The sequence below is a fragment of the Pirellulales bacterium genome (genome assembly GCA_035656635.1).
Taxonomy (GTDB): domain Bacteria; phylum Planctomycetota; class Planctomycetia; order Pirellulales; family JADZDJ01; genus DATJYL01.
Genome location: DASRSD010000175.1, coordinates 1 through 14,657 on the forward strand (window position 1 = coordinate 1; position 14,657 = coordinate 14,657).

Annotated in this window: 11 protein-coding genes and 1 tRNA gene; 10 read left to right on the forward strand and 2 right to left on the reverse strand. The window is 52.3% G+C overall.

Annotated features, from left to right (window positions below; translation table 11 throughout):
- The first annotated feature begins 127 nt into the window (after window positions 1-127).
- The 9 genes from VFE46_18210 (at window position 128) to VFE46_18250 (ending at window position 11,750) form a co-directional block, all read left to right on the forward strand.
- Window positions 128-1,864 carry a hypothetical protein gene (locus VFE46_18210; protein HZZ29936.1) on the forward strand — a complete coding sequence of 579 codons (1,737 nt, stop codon included), beginning with the start codon at window positions 128-130 and terminating at the stop codon, window positions 1,862-1,864.
- Window positions 1,865-1,895: 31 nt separating this feature from the next.
- Window positions 1,896-2,537 carry a hypothetical protein gene (locus VFE46_18215; GenBank protein HZZ29937.1) on the forward strand — a complete coding sequence of 214 codons (642 nt, stop codon included), beginning with the start codon at window positions 1,896-1,898 and terminating at the stop codon, window positions 2,535-2,537.
- A 148-nt stretch (window positions 2,538-2,685) separates the two neighbouring features.
- On the forward strand, window positions 2,686-4,335 hold the full coding sequence (locus tag VFE46_18220; GenBank protein HZZ29938.1) for an NPCBM/NEW2 domain-containing protein: 1,650 nt from the start codon (window positions 2,686-2,688) through the stop codon (window positions 4,333-4,335).
- Between the two features lie 26 nt (window positions 4,336-4,361).
- Window positions 4,362-5,339: a hypothetical protein gene (locus tag VFE46_18225; protein ID HZZ29939.1), complete on the forward strand. Its 978-nt coding sequence runs from the start codon at window positions 4,362-4,364 to the stop codon at window positions 5,337-5,339.
- A gap of 198 nt (window positions 5,340-5,537) precedes the next feature.
- Window positions 5,538-6,794 carry a hypothetical protein gene (locus VFE46_18230; GenBank protein ID HZZ29940.1) on the forward strand — a complete coding sequence of 419 codons (1,257 nt, stop codon included), beginning with the start codon at window positions 5,538-5,540 and terminating at the stop codon, window positions 6,792-6,794.
- A gap of 162 nt (window positions 6,795-6,956) precedes the next feature.
- Window positions 6,957-7,030: transfer RNA gene (locus VFE46_18235), tRNA-Arg, on the forward strand.
- A 167-nt stretch (window positions 7,031-7,197) separates the two neighbouring features.
- Window positions 7,198-8,124 (forward strand): cation diffusion facilitator family transporter, encoded by a 927-nt coding sequence (locus VFE46_18240; protein HZZ29941.1) that lies wholly within the window; start codon window positions 7,198-7,200, stop codon window positions 8,122-8,124.
- 637 nt (window positions 8,125-8,761) lie between these two features.
- Window positions 8,762-10,591, forward strand: a complete 1,830-nt coding sequence (locus VFE46_18245) for a S41 family peptidase (protein HZZ29942.1) — start codon at window positions 8,762-8,764, stop codon at window positions 10,589-10,591.
- 412 nt (window positions 10,592-11,003) lie between these two features.
- The gene (locus tag VFE46_18250) at window positions 11,004-11,750 is read left to right on the forward strand and encodes a TIM barrel protein (protein HZZ29943.1); all 747 of its coding nucleotides are present in this window, start codon (window positions 11,004-11,006) and stop codon (window positions 11,748-11,750) included.
- A 17-nt stretch (window positions 11,751-11,767) separates the two neighbouring features.
- On the opposite strand, the gene hemW is transcribed toward VFE46_18250, so the two are convergent.
- Together hemW and VFE46_18260 are read right to left on the reverse strand one after the other, a co-directional pair.
- Complete coding sequence (gene hemW, locus VFE46_18255; GenBank protein HZZ29944.1) at window positions 11,768-12,922, reverse strand: radical SAM family heme chaperone HemW; 1,155 nt, start codon at window positions 12,920-12,922, stop codon at window positions 11,768-11,770.
- Window positions 12,923-13,002: 80 nt separating this feature from the next.
- On the reverse strand, window positions 13,003-13,842 hold the full coding sequence (locus VFE46_18260) for an MBL fold metallo-hydrolase (GenBank protein HZZ29945.1): 840 nt from the start codon (window positions 13,840-13,842) through the stop codon (window positions 13,003-13,005).
- A 227-nt stretch (window positions 13,843-14,069) separates the two neighbouring features.
- Between VFE46_18260 and VFE46_18265 the strand changes: the two genes are divergently transcribed.
- The coding region (locus VFE46_18265; protein ID HZZ29946.1) for an FAD-dependent oxidoreductase at window positions 14,070-14,657 on the forward strand (588 nt) is incomplete at its 3' end.

Here is a 14,657-nt window from a genome sequence, read left to right on the forward strand (position 1 = left end):
CAAAATCGGTGACGCCAATTCTGCCAAGTCAGACGCTGCCCCTAAGGATAATTTGGGGCAACGCAAAGAGGGGACCGTTGGACAAAACGAGGAGCTCAGCTTTCGTTAATCGAAAGTCGCCGCAGAAATGACCGAATTGGAAGAACGGATGTATCGCCTTTCTGAAGCGCTGAAGCGCGTTGAGCCGGAGAACTCTTCCCGACTTATGTCTGGCGTCAAGTACGCCCGCGACGAGTTGATTTTGCACGAAATGCAGGAAATTCGAGACATTCTCACCCGGTCAGACTACAAGCTGGCTTCCGGCGAGCAAAAGGAAATGGTGGTTAAGCTCCAGAGATTGGAGGAAATGCTGCTATCGACCGATCTCGATTTGCAACTGCAACTGCAAAAGTTACGGCTCATGCGCGACATCATGAAGCGTCTTGATACGGCCATTGCCGAAGAAGACCGCGAGCAAAAACGAACAGTTACTACGAATGATCAGGACAAGCGGCTGCAAAACTTACCAAAGCTGCGCGAGAAACTGGCGGACTTGATTCGTCGAGAAACCGAGCACGTGGAACTGGCATCCAAGTTAATTGATGGCAAGGTGGAGAGTTCGCCAGTTGAAATTGCCGCTCCAGCGCAGCCTGAATCGAATAACCAAGGAGCAATGCAAAAGGACCCTGTGTCAACCTACGACGGGGCCAATAAAAAGAGTGATAATCCCAATGATCCACCGTCCGTCAAGTTATTTCATCAGCAACAGCAGACGCGCGATGACACCAAGTCTTTGGAGCAGCCGTTGCCAGAATTGAGTGAAGCGCGCGAGGAGATGGATCAGTCTTTGAAGCTGCTGGAAAAGCAGGCTTTGGGAGAAGCTCTGCCGCATCAAAAAGATGCACTGGAGTCGCTGAAGAAATTGGCGGCCTTGCTTGACAAGAGCCAAAAGGATTTAGCGATGGAGCTTTCGCAAGAACGTTTCAATTCCATGAAGCAGGACCAACAGCAAAATCACTCAAGTACCGATAAAATCACCGACATGCTTCGCGAATTAGGCGATTCGGGAGCGGGCGCGATTGGCGAAGTCGGTCGTGCCACTGGTAGCATGGGCAATGCCGAATCAAAGCTCGGCGACCGACAGCCAGAGCCCGCTGGCGAGCAGCAAACCGATGCGCTGGCGGCATTAAAATATGCTCGTGAGCAGTTGGCACAGGAAGAAGAGAAACTGCTGAACCAAGTTCGTGCGGAAGTGAAGAAGCGAGTGCTGGAAGGCATTACGGAAATGCTCGAACGACAAGTAACCGTGCGTGAATCTACTCAGCGTTTCGCGCCGCGGTTGAAGGAGGGTTCACGGCAAGTATTAACGTCGGTCGTTGCATTGTCGAAGTCCGAAGAGCAAATTATGCAAATCGACGACGGCTTGATTTCGATGGTTGAAGAATCAGAATTCGGCATCGCATTGCCGGCAACGCTTCGTGCCGTCGACGAAGAAATGGACGATGTTAAACAACAGCTGGCGGCGGGTGAGGCCACGGAAGATGTGGTTTCTGCCGAAAAGCAGATTGAGTCTGACTTGAAGGAATTGTTGGAATGCATGAAGCAGTTGCCGTCGTCGGGTAAATCAGACAATAAGAAGAGCCCTGACGGGCAGGACCGGCAGCGTGAATTGAACCGGATCATCGCGGAACTTAAAATGATTCGCATGCTGCAAACCCGAGTCAATCGTGATACCAAGCACACTGATGATGATCGCACCGCCCGTGCAGATCATCTGTCGGCGGAATTGCAACAACGGCTTCAGGCCCTGCACGATCGCCAGCAAGATGTGGAAGACGTGACCGATAAGTTGATTACCGAACGCGGGAACGAAGTGCAACAGTAGTATTCCATTCTTCGATCGTGGAGAAAATGCAATGAAACGTTCGATGATCAAACTCGCGGGATGCACCTGCAGCTTAGTGATTGCGACGCTGTTTATCGTAATTTCCGCACAGGCGGCCGACGAGCAGGATGACCAATCAGCCGATCCTTTGGGCGACATTTCGCAGGACATGAAAGTCGCCACCCGCTGGTTGGCCAAATCATCGACCGACACGCTGACCCAGGAAACACAACAGGACGCGGTCCACAAGCTCGATGGGTTAATAGCGAAGCTCGAAAAACAACAGCAGCAGAATGGCAACGGTCGTGCGAATATGAATCCTCAGCAGGCCATGCGCGACTCCATGGTTCACTCTGGTCCTGGAAGCATGGGTAAGTTGCATTCGCCCAATGATGAAGGGAAGCATTGGGCTGAACTGCCGCCCCATGAACGGGAAAGGATTTTGCAATCGATGACAGATGGTTTTCCAGCCCATTATCAAGGCGTGTTGGAGCAATATTTTAAGCGCATAGCCGAAGAACAACCCTTGAAAGCGGAGGAGCAAGCAACTCCAACGATGCCGCAAAACACTCCATCCAAAGCGCCTTCCACGGATGGCGCGCCCCGTCCCTCGGCAGCGTCTTCGCCAGCCTTAACACCTGCAGAAGTTGAATCGCCGTCCAAGGCGAAGTGAATTTGGAATTTTTGCGTTTAGTAAACTTTTTACACGTCCTCATCTTCGGATTCAGTACAAGCTTTTGTGCGGTAAACTTGTGTTGACACCAACGAGCTTTAAACACTCAAACCCTTTCGGCATTACACCTCAGTCAATAAGCACGTGTATGTCTGGAATTAAGCGAACTGCGATTCTGCTGAGTGCTTTCCTCTGCGTTTTTGTGCGCTTCGCAAATCTTCAGGCCAACGCCGCTGACGAAAAACCAATCGATAAAGGCGCTGCGCCGATCTCGGGCGGCCCACAGTTGACCATTATTACGGCAGACGACAAAGAAGTGAAAGGCACACTACTGGATGTTCATGATGGCCTGCTCAAAATCGAGTCCCAGCCGCCGCAGATGGTTGATTTGTTGGATGTCCAAAAACTTACCTTCGGTGCAGTGTCTGGGCTGTCAGCTAAATGGGTAGGCCAAGATCAGCACGATTTTGTCCAGGTTGGCAGCGTTCAGGCGGCGAATGGCATTCAAGATGTTCACGTTCATTTGCTCGGACTGCCAACACAGAAGCAAATTCAACAGGTGCGATTGATATTGCGTTCGCCGCCGCGAGTGTGGCTGCTAGACCCTACCGATTCCCCCAATTGGCGATTATTTTTGGACCACTCTGCCAAATCGCCTTCGGCCGATGTGTATTTTGAACCTCCTTCCGCCGATTTATTTGATCGTGAATTGCAATTTACGATTACATATTCTGACAACTCTACGGACCAGCTCAAGGTAAAGTCGAGCACGCACACAAGCGATCAAGCCAAGGTGACGTCGCTTGTGCCGGCGAAAGCCGAGAGCCAAACTTTTCCAGTAACTATCGAACTGGGCAACGATGATGCGTTGCGAGGCAACTTGCAGCAACTCACCGACGATATTCTTACGCTGGTTACACCATGGCAAGCCAATGTGCAGGTGCCATTGTTGCAAGCGCAGGGTTTGCTAATGGACCATGCGGCTCAAGAAGCGAAGAAACTGTACAAGCAGCGTTGTGCCAAACCCAGCAGCGACGATTTGGCAATTGTGCTGGCTAAAGATGGAAAATTGGCAGAAATCGCTGGCCGGATCAAACAATGGGAAGGGCACCAATTGCGCTTTGTGTATGAAGGTGAGGAGCACGCCATTCCCGGAGACCGCTTACAGGCATTGGTGTTTGCTGCCCATCCATCCGCGCACGTCGCACGCACTGCCCAGCAAGTGCTTGTTTTGACGGAGGGTGATACGCTATCGGGCCTTTGGCAATCGTTGGCCGATGGTAAAGTTGTGTTGCGCATGCCTTGGGATGCGCAATGGGAAATCCCAATAGAAAATATCAGCGAAATTCGTACCCGCAACGGTAATCTCGTACAGCTTTCCGACCAACAACCGGTTGCGGTCGAGCAAACGCCATATTTTGGACGGTTGCTGGCTTACCATCGGGACGAGACGCTCGATGACGCCCCGTTGAAAATGAAAGGAAAAATCTATTCCAAAGGTTTGGCGGTGCATTCACGCTGTCTGCTGAGTTACGCGCTGGACGGGCAATTCGCAACATTTAAAACGACGGTCGGATTTGATGAAGCGACGGGAACCCATGGCAATGTCGTCTGCCGCGTGCTCGCCGACGGTAAAGAACTGTTCAATAGACCCGACTTGAGGGGCGATCAAGATCCGCAGACCCTGGAGCTTTCTGTGCAGGGCGCTAAATTGCTAACGCTGGAAATCGATTTCGGAGAAAATGAAGATATTCACGACCGCGTGATTTGGGCAGAGCCGCGGCTGTATCGTAAGTAATGTATTGCAAGTTAGGGAGAGCAAGTATGTTATCAAGCCACAAAATACTGCCTCTACGACTTGCGCTGTCACTGATCGCGGTTTTGTTGTCACTCGCCGTCGGCAATCATGCCGTCGCCCAAAATGGGCAAATTGTTTTCCAGGCTGCGGCTCCTGCTCAAAATGGGAATATCACGGAAAGTAGTAGCTCCGGCATCTTCGTCATGAATGCAGACGGTAGTTCTCCCAAACTTTTGGCCAATGTTAAAGATTCAGCATGGCAAGGTTGGCCCCGCTGGTCGAACGAGGGCACGCAAATTGTTTTTGAAGTGCAAGCCAAAGACGCCAAATCGGCCGACACTAAGATATATAAAGTTGCAGCGACAAGTGGCGAGCCACAAGATTTGGGCTTGGGCCGATCACCCAACTGGTCGCCGGATGATAAGCAAATTCTATTTTCAGTTCCGCGCGCAAATGCCTCGGACACGAAGAACGGCGTTTGGATCATGAACGCGGAAGGTTCGGGCCGACAATGGTTTTCCAACGGCCGGAATGCCTGCTATTCTTCCGACGGTGGACGAATCGCCTATGTAAATGGTCACGAAGGCAGCGACAACATTTACATCTACGATGTACTTGTCGGCAAAGCAAAATTCATGCTTCAAGAGAAATATCAGCATATTTATGGATGCTCATGGTCTCCGGACGGCAAGCAAATTTGTTTTTCTGGCAACCGGCAAGGGAGCCCATTGGAACTTGCGCTAATGGATGCAGAAAGTTCGGATAAGCCGGTGAAAATTCTCCTTTCGGACAAAATTGGTCGTGACCCCACCTGGTGGCCCGGCAGTAAAATTCTGCTGTGGATGACGGTGGAAGATACGCCGCGGCTACATAGTGTGGATCCACAAACTCCAGATTCGCCCACGTTGTTGCAGCCGCAGGGCGTCGCGCAAACAAACATCGATGCCGGTTGGTCGCCTGATGGAAAGCAAATTGCTTTCTCAGTAAACCCGCGCGGTTCGTAACATAAGTTGATCAAGCGTTGTCGCTTTCACTCGAATGAACGGCACCTAATGCAAAATTCAATTGCGATGCTTTTCACTGCTGCTCGTCGTCTTCCATTTTTGGCGGGCGTATTTTGCCTATGTGCGTCGGGTGCTTGCGTATTCGCCGCTGAAAACAAACCCCTGGAAATTCACGAATGGTCGGTATGGGTTACTGAGATGAATCAATTACAGCTCAATGTAGTTGGCGGATATCCCAGCGCCATGCCTGGCCTAGTAGATACTTTTCGCAGCCGCAAGGCGGAGCCCGATCATTCTGACGTTTCGCCGTTGAGCGTCCTCACCTTCTCTGGGCCGCCGACTGAGCCAGTCGATCTCTTGTTGCGCATGACCGCCGGACGCTTCGTAGGGCACTGGCCAGAAGCGGAAACAAAGAACAACCGCCTGGCTTGGCATGATTTGAAATTAACCACCGAGCCAGGGGAGGCCACGTTCGGTTTTGTCCCCGATGACCATTGGTTTCTCAAAGCCCGAAAACTCGATGCGTTGCATGTGGTGCACGGCGCGCGGGTGGAACGCTTTATCGCTTACGATCCGGAATTGAATGTTTCACTTTCGCTGCGCGTGGAAGGCGGGCCCGATAAGTACAAGCTCTATAATGGCGGCAAATATCCGCTGAAGAATGTGCTGCTGGTTGTGCCGGCCGGCGGTGGTCAGCGGATTGGCTGGCTCGATGACTTGCCAGCTTCAAAAAAAGCGCAGGCAGCCGAAAAAACCGGGGCCGGAAATGACCCAGCTTCAAAGGACGACAAAGAAGGGACAGCCCGGGCCAACACTGCCGGCCGTGGCAGCGGCGCTGCCGCCGGTGCTGGAATTGTTGCGCGGGCCATGCAGGCGGTCACTGACGCGGTCAGTTCGGCAGGCGAAACTAAACCAGCAGAAAAATCGTCGCCCAACTTGCCTAAATCCGAGGCCGCACCTTCGGAACCAGTTGCCGAAATTGAAATGACAGGCCCGTTGGACGAAGCGCAGGTCAAAGCCAAAGCGGTTGCCCCATTAAAGGATCACCTCATTGCGGCTGGATTAAAAGAGGGCGAAGCCGATCTACTTCTTTCAATGTACAACAATGCGTTTTTCCATTCGGCCGAACCGGTGTTGCTAGCACAAATGCCGCAAGCGACGATCGATGAATTGCTGCCATTGGAAGTTGACCCGGAAAACGCCAAAATCTCTCGAGTAGCCTTGGTGCTTTGCTTCAAAATTGATCCGCAAATCCGAGATCAAGTGAAAACACTCGTCGTGCAATTGGGCGCCAACAGCTACGAAAAGCGCGAGCAGGCCGAGGCCAAGTTGCTGGATCTCGGTCGCATGGCCATCCCGGCGCTGAAGGAAGCCGCAAAAAGCAGCGATCCCGAGCAGGTGATGCGTGCTGAACGCCTACTGCTCCGGCAAGGCGAAAAGTTGGATGGAAAGTAGGCCATGTTCTTAGCGTGATGGTCTCGTACCTCGCGATCCGGGTGGGACCGGTGTGCCACGTTATTTATCGCCGCAGTTACACTAGGCTTGCGAACCTGAATGCAGGTGCAATAATCTATTCAGGTTGGGCCGTTGAATTTGCGATTTTCACATGCGGCGTCTGCACCCGTAGCTCAATTGGATAGAGCATCAGTCTTCGGAACTGAGGGTTGGGGGTTCGAGTCCCTCCGGGTGCGCTGGACAGTTTAAACTGTGCAGTGCTTCCATGATCGAAATTTGCGGCCGACACACACTTAGCGACGAATGGCGATAGTCTATCTTACACGGTCGTTCCACCGTTTTGTTCGATCGTTTTGAGTACGGAACAACAGTGGAAGATGTCGCGATGACACGGGAGAGATGCATGGGTGCCGGCCACTCTCATCATCACGCAAACGCGGCAAGAGCGTCTCAAAGCAAGATGGCGCGAGCCATTCTAATGACATTGGTCTTTGTTGCAATGGAAGCAACAGCGGGCTTGTTCGCTCATAGTTTGGCGCTGATATCTGACGCTGGACATAACTTCGCAGATGCGGCTGCCTTGGGACTCTCGTGGTATGCACTGTGGATCGCCAAAAAGCCGTCTCATCAAGGCATGACTTATGGATACCATCGGGTAGGCATTCTAGCTGCGCTGGTGAATGCCGTATCGCTGGTGGTGATTGCATTGGTAATTGTTTGGGAAGCAATCAACCGGCTCCAGCATCCGGAATCCGTAAATGGCGGTGCAATGATTGTCGTCGCGCTAGTGGGAGCAATCGTAAATATCGTAATTAGTATTTGGCTTCACACAGGAGCAAAGGATGATCTCAATGTTCGCAGTGCATATCTGCATATGGTGGGAGATGCCTTATCAGCAATCGGTGTAATCATTGCAGGGATTGTCGTGACGCTGACGGGCTCGCATGCTTCCGACGTCGTCGCATCCTTTTTGATTGCTGGACTAATTTTATACACATCTTGGGATGTGCTTAAAGAAAGCCTGACAGTTCTGCTTGAAGGCACGCCCGTTGGAATGGATATTGGAGAAGTGGAAAAGACAATTGCGTCCGTGCCCGGCGTCCTTAACGTCCATGACTTACACGTTTGGACCGTAGGGCCAGGCGTGATCGCTTGTACCTGCCATATTCTCGTTGCGGAACAGTCCATTCATGAGGGGCATCAGATTCTTAAAGCTGTGGTTACCGAAGTGGAACACCACTTTCAGATCAATCACACAACGGTGCAAGTTGAAGTGGAAGGGCACGATGGATGCCAGAAGTTTTGTTCTGTGCAGGAGGGAAGTAGATGATTCTTCACCCTGAATCTGCTGATATAAGCAGGACGAAGCTTTCTTTCGCGATAAATCGATAATACTGTTTTTTGCCCCCATCTATTGGTAGAGGCCCGATAAGTTGCGGCAATCTTGTCTCGTTATCAGATTAGGCAGGGGGGTTAAAAATACAAAACGCTTCCCCGTTATTGCCGTTAAACTCGCTTGGGGCCGTGTAAACCCTTCCCATCGTTTTTACCTTCTTTCAACTACTATTGCTGTCTTGGGCCATTCTGATAGGGGTTGTGCGGATCATAGGCACATCGCTAGCTAGATTATTTTTTTTGGTCCTTTGACTAGCTGCAAATCGTGTCCTATATTGAACGTAGCCGCGATTTCTAGACCCGCCCAACCGCGGCCAGATACCTGATGGAGCGACTGTGAACTTCTGCCTAACGAGTGCACTGGCTTGGTAATTGCATGGAAAGCTTACTGCGTAAGGTCGAGATGCCGACGGAGTGGAAGCTCTTCGGTTCAAAGCGAGCTACTCCGCTGCTTTTTTCTCGTTGCCGCGCAGGACGCCGCGAAGCATTTACCTGCCCATCGACCGGGTGCACGCCACGACGGTAAGGACGACTGTCGGTAGGCGCAAAAAACCAATCGCAGGTATACACCGATGATGCGGCCGACCGTTCGTAGCAGTGCCCGTGCGCTGTTGGGGGCTTTCGTTTCGTTGGCGGTGGTTTCGCTAGCAGGCGGCTGGCTGAACTCGACTGCTTGGGCTCAAAATCAGCTTCGTTATCCTGTCATTGTGCCGCCTGCCCACGGCGAAAATACACCAAGACAAACTTTTCAGGATCCCACGCCGCAAAGCCCGGTTGTACAGTCGCCATTGCGAATGCCGGCGGCCGATCCTGCGGCGCCGCAAAATAGTTTGCCCGCACTAGCCCCGAGCATCGCGGCCACGGCAATTGCCAGTGCGCTGGACCAAGGAAACACGCTGGAATCGCAACATCGCTGGGGCGAAGCGTACGCCCTGTATGAAGATACGGCTCGGCTGAATTTTGGGCAGTCGATGCCTCAACTCGACGCGCGGCTGGACCTGGCAAAGATTCACTTCGATATTGGTCGTCGCTACGCTGATGGCTCATTTCGTCACAGCGCTACTACGATGAGCGATACCGATGCGCTGCAAGTTTACACCGATGCGGCGACCAAATTACAAGCTCATTATGTGCAAGAGCCCGATTGGGCCGCGCTGGTCGATCGAGGTACGCGAGATTTGCAAATTGCTCTTGTTGAACCGTCGTTTGTGGAGATTAACCAGGAACAGGCCAGCGCCGACCGCATCGATTTGTTCCTCCGTGAGCTTCGCCGGCAACAAGCGCAACATCCTATTCACTCGCTGAATGATGCCCGCAATGCTGTTTGGGCGGCCGCGCAGATGGCACAACTTCATTTGCAATTGCGGCCCAGCACGACGATGTTGGAATTCACCGCCGCCATGTTGGGTGGATTGGACGAATTCAGTGCGTTCCTTACCGCCGGTCAACTAAATGATTTATATTCGCAAATCGAAGGCAATTTTGTGGGATTGGGTGTGGAGCTTAAGGCAGCTGACAGCTCGCTCTTGATTGTAAATGTGATTCACAACAGTCCAGCCGAACGGGCCGGCATAAAGGGTGGTGATAAAATCGTCAGCGTTGCGGGCCGCTCCACTTCCGACTTAACCACTGACAAAGCCGCCGATTTGTTACAAGGGCCGGAAGGTTCCACCATCGATTTGGCAGTTGTGACAGGCAACGAAGCTCCGCGCCCCTTAACAATCCAACGGGCCCATGTCGACGTTCCCAGCGTCGACGATATAAAAATCGTTGATCGCGACTCAGGGGTTGGTTATTTTAAATTGACTTGCTTCCAAAAGACGACCAGCCACGACGTGGACTCTGCCTTATGGCAGCTACAACGTCAGGGAATGCAATCATTGATTATTGATTTGCGGGGCAACCCAGGTGGATTGCTAACCTCCGCCGTGGACGTGGCCGACAAGTTTGTCAATCAAGGAAGCATTGTTAGCACTCGCGGTCGAAGCTCAGGTGAAGATTACAACTACACCGCCCAAGGCAATGCTGCATGGCATGTGCCACTGGTGGTGCTGATTGATGGCGACAGCGCTAGTGCCGCGGAAATCCTTAGCGGTGCGTTGCGAGATTATCATCGGGCCGCCATCGTGGGCACCCGCAGCTACGGCAAGGGCTCGGTCCAGGGGATTTTCCCACTGTCTATTGGGGGCAGTGGCGTGCGGTTGACCACGGCCAAGTTCTACTCGCCGCTAGGCAAGCCGTTCAGTCACATTGGTGTCGATCCAGATCCAGGCTATGAAGTTCACACCGCGGCCAAGCCGGTCGATGGCCAAATCGCTTTATCGGTCAACACTGGCACCTCCGACGATCCATTTGTCAGCGCCGGCCTGCGAGCTCTCCGTAGCCAAGTAGCCCAACGGTAAGCGTTTTATCTCCGGCGGTCATCCTTGCGCTCGTTCCTGTCGTAGCGAGACACGATGAGCAAGCAAATGAGTGCTGGGACGACAAATCTGACGATTGGGTATTCCTCCGTTTGATGCAAGAATGGCTCTCGGTCGCTATTTGCGGTGCTTGAGCGTTGCTCATGGAATGCGATTGTAAAGCGGCGCAAGCATTCTCGCCAACAACCCAAATGATTCTGCGGAGCAATCCCATTTGTACCGCGTATGCCTAGCTTTGGGTGTACTAAATTGCCTCGAGGGGAACCATCGCGTCTTAGGTTCCCCAAGAGCCGGTGTTGCCATAAGACCGCCTAGCACGGTAAGCTACGGAATCTTAAAGACAAGCGACGGATCTGGCCTGTCCCAAGCCTAGCCAGCAGCAAGGAGAAATGGAGTGTTTGTAGCTGCCTCGACAGATTGTTTTCCCGGCGTGCCATTAGACGAGGCCTTGAGCCGACTGGTCGATTTGGAATTCAACCGGGTGGAAATTGCCATCCGTGGTGATGGACCTGGCCTGCGGCCAGCCGATGTGTTGGCCGATGTCGATAAAGTCATTGCACAATGTCGTAACACACAGCGTTTGACACCGGTGGCATACGCTGTTGATCCCGATCCTGGCGACAATTATTACAAGCAATTCGCAGCCTGTTGCAAATTGGCCAAAGCGACCAAGGTGGTGACCATCACCGTTCGCAGCGGCGAATTAGGCACACCATTCAATGCCGAAATCGAGCGGCTTCGCGAACTGGCGAGCATGGCAACACAGGCCGGGGTTGTGCTGGGAGTGCTCACACAAGAGGGGCGTATTTCGCAAGATCCAAGCACGGCTGTGGTGCTATGTCAACAAGTGAAAGGTTTGGGCATTACGCTTGACCCGAGTCCTTTTATTTGTGGTCCGCATAAGGGCGAACAATACAACAACGTCTTCAAGCACGTGGTGCACACCCAGCTGCGTGATACCGCAAAAGACAAAATGCAGGTTCGAATTGGTCAAGGGGAAATTGAATATAGCCGATTGATCACGCAACTTAGCATGGTGCATTACAACCGCGCATTGTGCGTCCACATAACGCCGATGGCGGAGGTTGACCATGTCGGAGAAATGCGCAAAATGCGACTGCTTTTAGAGAGTCACTTGTAGTGCAGGAAATGACAAAGTCATTCCAGCAGAAACTGCGGCCATAAAGAATCGCTCACGAACAAGCCTTCACGTGTAAGTTGTATTCGCATACCGTCGTCATGCAGCAAGCCCGCTGTAATAAATCCGCGCAATGGCTTGCCGACTAGCGTATCAATCTCATAACCGGTTTTAGCGGTAAACCGGTCTCGCCGCACCCCTTCGAGGCGACGTAGGCCGAAAACGAGTAATTCACGTGCTTTGCCTTCGGGTGGCAAGCATTCTCGCTCGGCCACCGGCGACTGGTTATGTTCCATGCAGTGCAGCCATTTGGTTACGCTTTGATGATTTGTCTCCCGAACGCCGTTCACGTGCCGCGCAGCACCAGGTCCCGCAGCAAAATACTCACCGCCTGTCCAATACACTTCGTTATGCCGGCAACGATTACCGGATTGGGCAAAATTGGAAACTTCGTAATGCTGGAAGCTCGCTTCAGTCAAGCAATCGATGGCCATAGCATACATTTTACGTTCCGTTTCTTCCTCAACTTTGGCCAATTGGCCGTGTTCCAGTCGACTCCAAAACGATGTTCCTCGTTCGAAAGTTAACCCATACGTTGAAATATGGTTTGGCGCAAGGAGCAGCGCCGCTGCCAAATCGCTTTGCCAGTCAGCCAGCGATTCCCCCGGAACCCCGAAGATTAAATCCAGCGACACTTTCATTCCCAGGCTTCGCACGATTTCCACTGCATGGCAAGTGTCTTTTGACCGATGATCGCGTTCAAGCATCCGCAATTTATCAGCGTGGAATGATTGCGAGCCCAAACTAACTCGTGTGACGCCGTGATCGGCAAGAATGGAAGCCATTTCCATGTTCACATCTGCTGGATTTGCTTCCACACTGAATTCGCAGACTCCGCCGGGGCCGCTGCTTGCCGGTGGATGCCAGCGCAGTACTGTTTGCAACAGCCGCTGCAGTAGGCGCCCTTTTAATTGCGTTGGCGTGCCGCCGCCTAAAAATAAAGTTTCAACTTCCCGTGGTTGACCGAGCCAACTCAATTCTTTTTCTAGCGCAGCTAAAAATGGCTCAATCAGATCATCTCGCCCGGCTACTAACGTAAAATTGCAATATCCGCATCGATGTCGACAAAACGGTACATGAATGTAAGCAGAATTTGGCAGTGCAACGGAGGGCAAGGTGAGTTGTTCCGTCCGAGGCTTAGTCGAACAGTGATCGGACTGTGCAGCGACAGCCGGCAATTCACGAATCTTTATTTTCACGCCCATAAATACAAGCGGCCATCAAGCATGCCAGGAATTTTACGTTGCACGATGCGATGAATTCGTTCCGAGGTGTACCGCGCGCTAAAATGCGAAGCGATGATTAATTCGTTTCGAAACTTTTCGCGCCGCTCCACAATGTCATCCAAGTGAATATGTCCGTACTTGTGGATTTTTTCCTTTCTGTGTGAAGGGGCGATAAAAGTTAGTTCGGTAATTAACACGCGAGCTTCATACATAGCCGGACAACGGTCTAGCCCGGCAGGGGCGCTGTCGCCGACATAAGCCACAATCGGCACGCGTACTTCATCGGTCACATCGGCGCCGCTCAATCGCAAATCACGAATTTGGTCGCCGCTAAGCTGTTGATATTGTGGTTTCAGCTTGCGCCGCCGGTCCCACACCACGAATCCTAGCGACGGCACACGATGTTCCGTTGCTGAAACGGTAACGACGTGTTCGCGTGAGAGTTCAATTTCGTCCCCCGGCTTCGTCGGCACCAAGTGACACGGCATCCGACCGCCATCGAGCCGTGTAAATAATTTCAAAAGTCGTTCGACTAATTCGATGGAATACTCAGGCAGGTAAATGGTCGGGGGCGCCATTTTCATTAGCCGTCGCCGGGCCACATAAACCGGAAGCGCTGCGATGTGGTCGAGATGGCAATGCGAGACAAACCATGTGTCGGTTCCCATGAACGTCCACGGTTGCACGCCCAGATCGAAGCCCAGCTTTAACTCCGGGATACGCCAATACGTTTGGACTGCAGCGCGAGAATAACCCTCAATTGTCAGTCCCTTGAATTGCAGCGTTTTGACCGGTGCGTTTTCGACCATACGGATTTACGGAGGCAAGATTGCAATGAAATGCGAATCACTCAGGATACACCAAGTGGCCAGGAAATTCACCATCTCAGCGAGGCCGCTTAGGAATCTGTAAATCCCCCGCATTCACACGTCCTTGACTGGGCATGCCTTGTTTACCACACTGTGTCATTCACAATTCGTATAATTGCTGGTTAACTAAGCATTCTGGTTCCATTTAAGTCTTCGCGATTAGCCTAATGCATTCTCAACTTGTCGTACTTGGAGGCGGACCGGGTGGGTACGCCGCGGCGTTTTTGGCCGCCGATCTGGGAATGCAAGTTATTTTGGTGGAGCGTGAACCGCGATTGGGTGGCGTGTGCTTGCTGCGAGGCTGCATCCCTTCGAAGGCATTGCTGCATGTCGCTAAAGTAATTGACGAAGCGCACGAAATGACCGAGTGGGGCGTTGAATTTCCACGACCCAAAATCAAAATCGACGCACTGCGTACCAGAAAGGAAAAAGTCATCCAAACGCTGACCGGCGGCCTCGCACAATTGGCGAAGCGTCGTAAAGTGCAGGTCGTGCAAGCACGGGCGTGGTTCGAAAACTCCAACACCTTGCGGTTGGAGCATACCGATCAGCCAGGCCATACGGAGGAGCTAGCCTACGACCATTGTATTTTAGCCACGGGTTCGAGGCCTATGAAAATTCCCGTCTTCGATTTACCCACGCCACGAGTGATGGATTCCACCGGTGCGCTGGAATTGCCTGACGTACCAGATTCGCTGCTCGTCGTTGGTGGTGGCTACATCGGATTGGAAATGGGAACCGTGTATGCACAACTG